Source organism: Paraburkholderia sp. (assembly GCF_026225065.1).
GTDB lineage: Bacteria > Pseudomonadota > Gammaproteobacteria > Burkholderiales > Burkholderiaceae > Paraburkholderia.
The window spans coordinates 1-7735 of record NZ_JAMFSB010000005.1 but is presented as its reverse complement, the minus strand read 5'-3'; the positions used below and the strand labels follow the sequence as shown (position 1 = coordinate 7735).

Annotated in this window: 7 protein-coding genes and 1 pseudogene; 4 read left to right on the top strand and 4 right to left on the bottom strand. The window is 61.7% G+C overall.

All coding sequences use genetic code 11. From position 1 onward, the window contains the following. Positions 1-89 precede the first annotated feature (89 nt). Positions 90-1865, bottom strand: coding sequence for a gamma-glutamyltransferase (ggt, locus tag M0954_RS00180; RefSeq protein ID WP_297350970.1), 1776 nt, complete (start codon positions 1863-1865; stop codon positions 90-92). A 327-nt stretch (positions 1866-2192) separates the two neighbouring features. Between ggt and M0954_RS00175 the strand changes: the two genes are divergently transcribed. Together M0954_RS00175 and M0954_RS00170 are read left to right on the top strand one after the other, a co-directional pair. Continuing rightward, on the top strand, positions 2193-3902 hold the full coding sequence (locus tag M0954_RS00175) for a glutamine--tRNA ligase/YqeY domain fusion protein (RefSeq protein ID WP_297350968.1): 1710 nt from the start codon (positions 2193-2195) through the stop codon (positions 3900-3902). A 91-nt stretch (positions 3903-3993) separates the two neighbouring features. Continuing rightward, positions 3994-4878: a transporter substrate-binding domain-containing protein gene (locus M0954_RS00170; protein ID WP_122151973.1), complete on the top strand. Its 885-nt coding sequence runs from the start codon at positions 3994-3996 to the stop codon at positions 4876-4878. Between the two features lie 12 nt (positions 4879-4890). Here M0954_RS00170 and M0954_RS00165 read toward each other — a convergent pair whose 3' ends face one another. Both M0954_RS00165 and M0954_RS00160 read right to left on the bottom strand, forming a co-directional pair. Continuing rightward, the gene (locus tag M0954_RS00165; RefSeq protein ID WP_122151974.1) at positions 4891-5340 is read right to left on the bottom strand and encodes an NUDIX hydrolase; all 450 of its coding nucleotides are present in this window, start codon (positions 5338-5340) and stop codon (positions 4891-4893) included. 82 nt (positions 5341-5422) lie between these two features. Beyond that, positions 5423-5812 carry an RT0821/Lpp0805 family surface protein gene (locus M0954_RS00160; RefSeq protein ID WP_122151975.1) on the bottom strand — a complete coding sequence of 130 codons (390 nt, stop codon included), beginning with the start codon at positions 5810-5812 and terminating at the stop codon, positions 5423-5425. Between the two features lie 71 nt (positions 5813-5883). Between M0954_RS00160 and M0954_RS00155 the strand changes: the two genes are divergently transcribed. After that, positions 5884-6240 (top strand): hypothetical protein, encoded by a 357-nt coding sequence (locus M0954_RS00155; protein ID WP_297350966.1) that lies wholly within the window; start codon positions 5884-5886, stop codon positions 6238-6240. Positions 6241-6386: 146 nt separating this feature from the next. Then, positions 6387-7010, top strand: coding sequence for a glutathione S-transferase family protein (locus M0954_RS00150; protein WP_122151977.1), 624 nt, complete (start codon positions 6387-6389; stop codon positions 7008-7010). Between the two features lie 32 nt (positions 7011-7042). Here M0954_RS00150 and M0954_RS00145 read toward each other — a convergent pair. Beyond that, positions 7043-7735, bottom strand: a pseudogene (locus M0954_RS00145) (MFS transporter); the annotation flags it as partial.

Sequence of the window (7735 nt, the reverse complement as noted above, 5' to 3'; positions counted from 1 at the left end):
GGGCCAAGGCCAGCGGCCACAAAAGGCCCGCGGCTAATCCGGTCCAGGGTCGACGCGGCGCGCGGCGCGCCCGGACCCAGCCGCGCGCCCTACTGAAACACCGCTCCCACGCCTGCACCACGTGGGTCGGCCGCAGGTTGCGGGGTCGTGCCTTCGACGCGGATCAGTTGCACGTCGCCGTTGAACGACTGCCCTTCGAGCGTATAGCCCTTGGCCTTCAACTGGTCGGCGAGCTCGCCGGTAATCGGGTGATACGGCTCCCAGTAGATCGTCTTTTGCGGCAGCAGTTGATGATGGAAACGCATCGCCGCCTGCGCATCGGCCGGCGACATGCCGAAGTCGTAAATATCCGTCATCACCTGGAAAATCGTCGTAAAGATCCGCGAGCCGCCTGGCGTGCCGATCACGAGCACCACCTTGCCGTCCTTCAAAAGAATGGTGGGCGTCATCGACGATAGCGGCCGACGGCCAGGTGCGATTGTGTTGGGACCGTCGGCAACCGTAGCGGGCCGGTCCAGAGTCGTCGCCGCAGTCGCGCTAGCGGCCGTCGGATCGCCAGCGGTTGCCGGTGTGCTCGCGCTCGCCACCGCCGGCGCGCTAGCGGTAACTGGCGACGCGGTGCTCGCCGGCACGCCAGCAGGCCTTGTGATGAAGTCGTCCATCTGATCGTTGAGCAGGAAACCGCCGCCGTCCACCACCACGCCGGAACCGAAAGAACCGTTCAGCGTATAGGTGTTCGAGACCGCGTTGCCCCATTTGTCGACCACCGAGAAGTGCGTCGTCTGTGGCTTTTCTAACGTGCTGCCAGCAAGGCCCGGTTTGACGGACGCCGCGCCCGGCACCTCGTCGGCGCTCACTTCGCCAGCGCGATGCGCGAGATAGGCGTCTTCGAGCAGTTTGTCGACCGGCACCGGCGTCGCATCGGGGTCATCCATGTATTGCTCGCGGTCCGCAAACACCCGGTCCTCGATCTGCGCGATCAGGTGGATATACGGCGTCGAGTTCAGCGCAAGGCCGTCGAAGCTCTGCTTCAGATCGGCCTTCATCTTGAGCATCTGGATCAGCCCGACACCCCCCGAACTGGGCGGCGGCGCGGTGACGATCTGATAGCCATTCCAGTCGGCGTGGAGCGGTTCGCGCCAGACCGCCTTGTACTGCTGCAGATCCGGTTTGCCGAGAAGGCCGTGGCCAAGCATCTGCTTCACGATCAGATCGGCCGTTTGGCCTTCGTAGAATTCGCGTCCGCCGTCACTCGCAATCCGCGAGAGCGTCTGCGCCAGTTCGGGCTGCTGAAAATTGACGCCCGCCTTCAGGTTGGCGAAATAGGCGTCGAAATCGGTCTTGCCGGCGAATGCCGCCGCGGCATCGGCGCGGCTCTTCGCGAGCCGTGAGTCGACCTTGAAGCCATCCGTTGCATAGTGGATTGCCGGCGCCAGCACCTGTTTCCACTTCAGCTTGCCGAAGCGCCGTTGCGCCTCCCACAGGCCATCAACCGTGCCCGGCACAGCCACCGCGCGAAAGCCCACCGTGCTCATGCCTGCAACCGGCTGTCCCTTGTCGTCGAGGTACATATCGCGCGTCGCCCGCTGCGGCGCCCGTTCAAGATAATCGAGGAAGTACGGTTTGCCGCCCACGTACAACGTCATGAAACCGCCGCCACCAAGACCGCCAGCGTCGGGGTCTGTCACGGCCAAAGTGAACGCAATCGCGACCGCAGCATCCACCGCATTTCCGCCTTGCGCAAAAATCTGCTGCGCAGTGCTAGCACTGTACTGATCGGGAACCGCTGCGGCGGAGCCGTCCAGAACCGGCTTCGGTTCGGCGCTTTTCGCCAGCGCCGGTGTGGCCGTCAACAGTGTCGCCATGCAGCTCGCGCCCAGCACTGCTGCGGCCGCGAGCCGCGTCAGCCCAACGTAAAGGGCCTTGTTCATCATGAGTTCCTTTCAGACAAGTTTCATATCCTGCAAGGCGGCCAGTCCGGCGCCGCGACGGTCGCATCCTAAGGTCGCCGTTCGCGCGGAAACAAAGCGATTTACCTCCTGTTACACCGTGCAACCGCGTGCAAAAAGTCCTGAAACGTTGGCTGGAAGCCGCACTCAGCCGCATGCGGTCTGTCGGAAGGGAAGCTGTCAGGTAGAATTGACGGATAAGTGAGCGCATTGCGCGCCCTCGACCGACTTTCTCCTCTTCGCATGAATACTGAACGCAACGACGCGCCGCCGGCATCCAATTTCATCCGCAACGCCATTGACGAAGACAACCGCTCCGGCAAGTGGGGCCAGCGCGTGGAAACGCGTTTCCCACCGGAGCCGAACGGCTATCTGCACATCGGCCACGCAAAAAGCATCTGCCTGAACTTCGGTGTAGCGCGCAGCTACGGCGGCATTTGCCATCTGCGTTTTGACGATACCAATCCGGAAAAGGAAAGTGTCGAGTACGTCGACTCAATCATCGACGCCGTGAAATGGCTCGGTTTCGAGTGGAAGAAGGACGGCAACGAACACGTCTACTACGCAAGCGACTACTACGACAAACTCTACGAGTTCGCCGAGCTGCTGATCCAGCGCGGCAAGGCCTACGTAGATAGTCAGTCCGCCGAAGAAATGCGCGTGAGCCGCGGCTCGGCCACTGAAGTGGGTAAGCCCTCGCCGTTCCGCGAACGTTCGGTGGAGGAGAACCTCGATCTGTTCCGCCGCATGAAAGCCGGCGAGTTCAAGGAAGGCGAACACGTGCTGCGCGCGAAGATCGACATGGCGTCGCCGAACTTCAACATGCGCGACCCGGTCATCTACCGGATCCGTTTCGCCCATCACTACCGCACCGGCGACAAGTGGTGTGTGTATCCGATGTATGACTACACGCACTGCATCTCGGACGCGCTGGAAAACATCACGCATTCGTTGTGCACGCTGGAGTTCGAAGACCACCGGCCTCTGTACGACTGGATTCTGAACGAGCTCGCCGAAGCCGGCATCTTCAGCCGCCCGCTGCCTCAACAGATCGAATTCTCGCGCCTGAACCTGACGTATGCGATCACCAGCAAGCGCAAGCTGCTGCAACTCGTCACCGAAGGTCATGTGGACGGCTGGGACGATCCGCGCATGCCGACCATCGTCGGCGTACGCCGTCGCGGCTTCACGCCGGAGGCGATCCAGTTGTTCTGCGAACGCATCGGCGTGACGAAGGTCGATTCGTGGATCGACATGAGCGTGTTCGAAGGCGCGCTACGCGACGACCTCGACGACAAGGCGCCGCGTACGGCCGCCGTGCTCGACCCGGTCAAGCTGATCATCGACAACTTCCCCGAAGGCGTCACCGAAGAGTGCAATGCGCCCGTGCACCCGCATCATCCGGAACACGGCACGCGCGTGTTCCCGATCTCGCGCGAACTGTGGATCGAGCGTGACGACTACAACGAAACGCCGCCCAAGGGTTACTTCCGTCTGTTCCCGGGTAACAAGGTGCGTCTGCGTTACGGCTATGTAATCGAATGCACGGGTGCGGACAAGGATGAGAACGGCAACGTGACGGCTGTTCACTGCAACTACTTCCCCGACAGCAAGTCCGGCACCGAAGGCGCGAACACCTACAAGGTCAAAGGCAACATTCACTGGGTCAGCGCCGCAGGCGCCTGCCCCGCCGAAGTGCGCATCTACGACCGCCTGTTCAAGGAACCGCAGCCGGACGCGGGCGGACGCGATTACCTCGATGCGCTTAATCCGGATTCGAAGCGGGTGGTCAATGCCTACCTGGAGCCCGGTGCGCGTGACGCACTGCCGGAACAGCGATATCAGTTCGAACGGCATGGCTACTTCGTCGCCGACCGCCTCGATTCGAAACCGGGCAAGCCCGTATTCAATCGCATTGTGAGTCTGCGAGACAGTTGGGGCAAGCCAGCGTAAGCTAGACCAATTGAGCCGGGTCAACTGGGGTGACGGTGCCCACACCGCTCCGGGAGGAACGATGATGTTTGCAGCCTGCCGTCCGTCCCACATGCGCGCCGCGCTGGTCGCGCTTGCTACGGCATGGCTCGCGTGCTCCGCGCACGCGCAGGAACTCACCGGTACGCTCAGGAAGGTCCACGACGACGGGGTCGTCCTGCTCGGTGTGCGCGAAGCCTCGATCCCCTTCTCCTATTTCGACGGCCAGACCACGGTGGGTTACTCGCAGACTATCGCGCTGGCGGTCGTCGAGCAGATCAAGAAAACGCTCGGCCTGCCCGATCTCAAGATACGTGAAGTCGCGGTGACCTCGTCGAATCGCATCCCGATGCTGCAGAACAGCCAGATCGACCTCGAATGCGGTTCGACCACCCACACGCATGAGCGCGAGAGCGAAGCGGCCTTCTCCGACAGTTTCTTCCAGTACGCGGTGCGCATGCTCGTGAAGCGCAGCAGCGGCATCACCGATTTCCCGGAGCTCGCCGGCAAACCAGTGGTGACGACAGCGGGGACATCCGATGAACGGCTCGTGCGCGAGTTGAACGTCGAGAAGCACCTCAACATGCGCATCACCAGCGCGCGCGATCATCCGGACGCGTTTGCGGCGCTCAAGCAGGATCGGGCCGTAGCCTTCGTGATGGACGAACCGATTGTGTACGGCTTCAAGGCAACCGACGCGCATCCTGACGACTTTCTGGTGACGGGTACACCGCTCGGCTACGAAGTCTATGCGTGCATGTTCCGCAAAGGCGACGCGCCTATGCGGGAACTGGTCAACGGTGTGGTCGAACGGATGCAGACGTCGGGCGAAGCGGAGCGTCTCTACAACGTGTGGTTCACACAGCCGATTCCGCCTCACGGGATCAACCTCAATTTTCCGATGTCGGCGGCGATGCGTGCCTTGTTCGCGCATCCGAACGATCGCGCGCTCGACTGAGCGCGCTTCGAATCACAGCGTGCGATGCAGTTCGGCCAGCGAAAGCGTGGTCTGGAACAACCGCGTCAGACTGCGGCTCGCATATCGTTCAACTTCGTCCGGCGCGGCCCAGCGGTATGCATCCATTTCGGGAATGAGCGTGCCGTCCGAGCGGCGCGGAAACATCGACGTGCAAACGCAACGCGTGAGGTCGAGTTCGTCGTCATGAGCGCGCGCGGCGAACAGATGCAGATCCTTGTCGCGCCGGTAGACGAAGAGGCCGAGATCCTTCAACCGCCCGGCATCGATCACGAGCGCGGTCTCCTCGACCATCTCGCGCAGCGCCGTGACGTGCGGCGCCTCGCCCTCCTCGCCGTGCCCTTTCGGGATATCCCAATGGGATGTTTCGGTGGCGTGCGCGAGCAGCACACGTCCGTGCGGATCGAGCAGCACGACACCGCACGAAACGACGCGCGCGCTCATCCTATGGCGCCGCCGCGCAGTTGCGACGCTCCGCGAACATCGAGCGGCAACGCCATCACGGCCGCGTTCCAGCCGTCAAACTTCAAGGCTTCTTCTGGAGTTGCCATGCGCCGCTGCCGGCGCGGCAGAACTGCGGACGCAGCGTCATCGACTGCCCTTTCGCGTTCAGCACCACGGCGACGTCGCGGCAGGTGCGGTCGCCATCTTTCGCTGTGCTCTGCGGCGTGATGGTCGCGTCGACGTGTACGGAGTTGCCCGTGCCATCGTTGACCCAGGTCGCGGCTTCTCCATCCTGCTTGCCATCGAGCGCGCTAAACACGGCTGCCTTCACCGAGTCGATGTCGCGTTGCTTCATGTAGCTGATCGGCGTATTGCCGAGGAAGCCGAGATTCGCTGCGTATGCGCTGACGGTAGCCGCCAGCAGCAATCCGCCCAACGTGACGTGAAACAGAGCACGGGTTCGCATCGACATTGAGTGTTCTCCTCGAAAGATCCTTCTGGCGGTCACGAAGCGGTTCGTGATCTGGACCTGAAAAGGATAGCATGACGCTCATGTCCGAGTGGGGTCAGCGCGTGTTTTCGGACTCGTCCCATGGTCGCATTCCCGGCAAATTCCTAAGATTCAAGGCTCAGCGCAAACCTATGCGCGCACCCCACTCTGCCGCGCCCATGGAACTCTCATTCGCTCTCAAAGCTTTCTCTATGATCCTCGTGCTCTTCTGCATCGCACTTATGCCGTTCTTCGTTCGGCGTGACCCTGCGCCGGTGCACAGCGTTGTCAGCATCGAGGCACTGCCCCGGTCGCAATGGCCGAGCCTCATAACCCGCATGGGTGCGGTCACCTTGCTGGCGTCGTTTGTGTTGCTGATCGGCGGCTGTTACTTGCTGCTTAACGGCTGATCACTGATTGATCCACTGTTGATCTGCCGCCATCTCTTCAGCTTCACAGCGGCCCAGATGTGCTGCCTGCATTCTCCCAAACTGTATCTGTCCTCTCCCACTTCGCTCCCCTAGAATGACGCAGGCCGCCACCATCTGGAATGCGCATGCTGCAAATACTTGGGAAAGTCACGTCGATCAACGTCCGCAAGGTGCTTTGGACCTGTGCGGAGCTGCAACTGCCTTTTGAACAGGAAGACTGGGGAGCCGGCTTCAGGTCGACTGAAACGGCCGAGTTCCAGGCGCTCAACCCCAATTCAATGGTGCCAGTCATCAAGGACGACGACTTCGTCCTGTGGGAATCGAATACGATCATTCGCTACCTGGCCTCGCGCTATGGCGGCGCGCAGCTCTATCCCACTGAACCGCAAGCGCGAGCGCGCATCGATCAATGGATCGACTGGCAAATCGCCGAGCTGAACCGGGCATGGAGTTATGCCTTCCTGGCGCTGGTCAGAAAATCTCCCGCGCATCAGGACGTCGAAGCGATCGCAGCGTCGTCGGAGAATTGGGCGAGGCACATTGGCATCGTGAACCGGCAGTTGGAAGCGACGGGAGCATTCATCGCCGGTCGCGATTTTTCGCTCGCGGATATTCCGATTGGTCTATCACTAAACCGCTGGTTCAGCACCCCGCTCGATCATCCGAATTTTCCTTCGGTGACCGACTATTTCGAGCGACTGAGCGAGCGACCCGGTTTCCTGACCTACTGCAAAAACGGTACACCGTAAGCACGGCGGGCGAACTAGCCCACCTCCATCAATCAGTCCACCGACAACTCCAGCACCTGCGCCGCCGTAGCTTCGTGCGGCGCAGTTTCCTGCGCACTCACAAGCCACCAGCACAACACCGCTGCGCCCAGCGCAACGAGGCTGGCGGCCAGCAGCACGCCTTCGTAGCCAAAGCCCAAACTATGCTGTGCAACGGATGCCGCCCCGCCATGGGCACGAATTAGCGCCGTCGCCGACGAGAGATTGCCGTCTGCGATCGCATGCGTGATCGCCAGCCGGTCGGATGCGGCGAGATCAGGCAACGCTTCGCCGACGCTTGCGCCGATCCGCGCGAACAGAATGGCACCCAGCGCCGCGAAGCCAACCACGATGCCGCTAAAGCGCATCGTCCCGGAGACGCCCGAGGCCATCCCCGCCCGCTCCACAGGAATAACGGTCATGCCGACTTTGGCGATCTGTCCGTTCAGAATACCGGCGCCCACTGATGCGATCAGCATGCTTTCGAATATCGCCGGATAGTGGAAGAGCGTGATTCTAAGGGCCGTGAGCAGGAGGCCAACACCCACGCAAGCGAGGCCGATCACGAGCAGCGTACGTCCGGACAGGCGATGGTCCAGATACAGCGCAACCATGCGCGGAACGACAAACAAGGGCACAGCAAGCGGCAGCATCAATAGCCCGGCGGTCAGCGGTGCATAGCCAAGCGCGCTCTGAAAGAAAAACGG